The organism is Actinomycetota bacterium, from assembly GCA_036280995.1.
Taxonomy (GTDB): Bacteria; Actinomycetota; CALGFH01; order CALGFH01; family CALGFH01; genus CALGFH01.
This window is the reverse complement of record DASUPQ010000631.1, coordinates 1-2,376: the sequence shown is the minus strand read 5'-3', so window position 1 is coordinate 2,376 and position 2,376 is coordinate 1. Positions and strand designations below refer to the sequence as shown.

Genomic DNA, 2,376 nt, shown 5'->3' with positions numbered 1-2,376 from the left:
GGCTGGACTTTGCCGTGAGGATCCTCGGCGACACGACAGCGCCACTCGTCCCGCGGGTACTGCCGGCGGCAGCCGCCGGGTTTGCGATGCTGGGCCTGGCAGGTAGGCTCCTTGGCGCCGATGCCCGGCCGGGTGAGCTTGCCACGGTGCTGCGGGGCCTGCCCCACAACGTGACGACCGAGATGGACCTGGATCTGTGGCGCCTGGCCACCCGGATCCGCGCCGACGCTGATGCGGCCAGGGTGATCCGGCGCATCCCGGCAGCTGAGCTGGCCGGCCGCTACCGAACACAGACGCTGCCGCCAGTGGTGCAGCGTGGCCTGGAGGAGTTCCTCGACCGCTATGGCCACCGCGCCGTGGCCGAGATCGACGTCGGCCTGCCTCGGTGGGCCGAAGACCCGACCCATATCATCGGCGTGCTCGCCAACTACTTGCGGCTAGACGACCCGGACCGGGCTCCGGACGTGCTGTTCGCTCGGGGCGCCGCCCAAGCAGAGGCGATGGTCACCACCCTCACCGCGCGCGCCCGTCGACGCGGCCGGGTGCGGGGCCGGGCCGTGGGCTTCGCGCTCGACCGGGCACGGCAACTCGCCGGCGTACGCGAACTCCCCAAGTACTACATCGTGCTCGTCCTCGCCCAGGCCCGCCAGCAGCTGGCGGCCGTGGGCGCGCAATTGGCCGCGGCGGGTGGGCTCGCCGCCGCCGAAGACGTGTTCTTCCTGGACCTGGGTGAGGCCGCCGCTGGGCTCCACGGCCAAGACCTCCGTGCCGTCGTGACGCATCGACGCCAAACGTACGAGCGTGAGCTGCGGCGCGGACACATCCCCCGCGTGCTGCTCAGCGACGGCACCGAGCCGGAAGCCGCCACGCCGCCGCCCATGACCTTCACCGATGGCGGGCTCGTGGGCACCGCCGCCTCCGCAGGAACGGTCACCGGTCCTGCGCGGGTCGTGCTCGACCCGACCGGCGCCCACCTCCAGCCCGGCGAGATCCTGGTCGCGCCCTCCACCGACCCCGGGTGGACCCCGCTGTTCCTCACCGCCGGCGGGCTGGTCATGGAGATGGGCGGTGCCAACTCCCACGGCGCGGTCGTCGCGCGCGAGTACGGCATCCCGGCCGTGGTGGGCGTGGCGAATGCGACAAGCCTGATCACCACCGGACAGCAGCTGGCCGTTGACGGCAGCAGGGGCCTGATCAGCACGCCGGCAACAGACCCAACCGCATCTTGAGTTCAAGCCAACCCGCTCCCCCCATGGCGCCGGGTTCGCGGGAACACCGGCGGCCAGGGCAGCCATGCCGAGCTGAGGCGGCTGGGGGGAACGCGGCCGAGCTGGTTGCGCGAGGTGACGTCGCGTTTGCGTAGACCTTGCTCAGGTGGCACTGCAGGAGCGCCGATGGCACGGTCATTCGATGCTCAGCAGCCGCTGGCATTGGGCCCACAGTCGTTGCTGGGCGTTGGTGTCTTGGGAGCTCCTGGGCGGCGTGGCCGGCCGTTCGCGCTTGTAGAAGCGGCCGGTGGTCTGGGCGTACCGCCCATCCAGCGCGAGCGCGGCGAGGGCGTGGGCGGCCCGGTCGGGTCGGCGACCGACCGGCCAGGTGAGCAGCCGGACCATGGCCGGCATCTGGCGCATCAGCTCTGACTGCAGCGCGCCCGGGTGGTAGGCGTTGGCGGTGACCCCCGTGGCTTCGAGGCGGCGTGCCAGTTCGAAGGCGAACAGCAGGTTGGCGGCGTTGGTGGCCCGGAACTGGGCGAACGGTGTGAAGTCGCTGGCGGCCATGAGGTCGTCGAAGTCGAGCCGGTCGGGTGAGGGGCCGGTCACGACCAGGACCCGTGCGGGCGCCCCGCGCTCCAGCAGGGGCAGCAGCTGGTGGGTCAGCAGGAACCGCCCGAGCAGGTTGGTGGCGAACATCAGCTCATGGCCGGCCCGGTTGTGCTGACGGTCCCGGGTCAGGGCGGCGGCGGTGTGGATCAGGGCGTGGAGCTGGCCGGTGCGACCCTCCCGGCCCGGCCTTGCCGACCTCCTCCAGGACGGCGGCGCCGCGGGTGGGTCCCGGCAGAGGACGACGTCGGCGGCGCGGGCGGCCAGCTCGATGGCGGTGGCCCATCCCAGCATGCCGGTGGCGCCGGTGACCACGCCGACACGGGCGCTGGTGGTGGTGTCGGCCTGGTCGTTCATCGGCCCGGCTCCTTGGTCGGCGGCCTTCCTCAAATGGCAGTACGCCGGCATCCTGGTCGCGGGCATGACCTACCCGCGGATGCGGCTGCTCCACGAACTCGCCGAGGAAGGACCCCAGATCATGACGGCCCTGCGCGACCGGCTCGGGGTCAGCGCCCGCACCATCACCGTCCTGGTCGACGGCCTGGAACGCGACGGC

The 2,376-nt window shown here is 72.3% G+C and carries 3 protein-coding genes; 2 read left to right on the top strand and 1 reads right to left on the bottom strand.

The features are described 5' to 3' along the window. The first annotated feature begins 242 nt into the window (after positions 1-242). Positions 243-1,229, top strand: coding sequence for a PEP-utilizing enzyme (locus VF468_21520; protein HEX5880870.1), 987 nt, complete (start codon positions 243-245; stop codon positions 1,227-1,229). Positions 1,230-1,403: 174 nt separating this feature from the next. Here the strand turns inward: VF468_21520 and VF468_21515 are convergent, their stop codons facing one another. Continuing rightward, positions 1,404-2,177, bottom strand: a complete 774-nt coding sequence (locus tag VF468_21515) for a hypothetical protein (GenBank protein HEX5880869.1) — start codon at positions 2,175-2,177, stop codon at positions 1,404-1,406. Between VF468_21515 and VF468_21510 the strand changes: the two genes are divergently transcribed. Beyond that, positions 2,152-2,376 (top strand): MarR family transcriptional regulator (locus VF468_21510; protein HEX5880868.1); only part of this gene is annotated, 225 nt, incomplete at its 3' end. The genes VF468_21515 and VF468_21510 overlap by 26 nt on opposite strands.

Bases quoted from the DNA above. Each gene is read 5' to 3' on its own strand.
- VF468_21515 (HEX5880869.1), bottom strand. From the start codon at position 2,177: ATGAACGACCAGGCCGACACCACCACCAGCGCCCGTGTCGGCGTGGTC.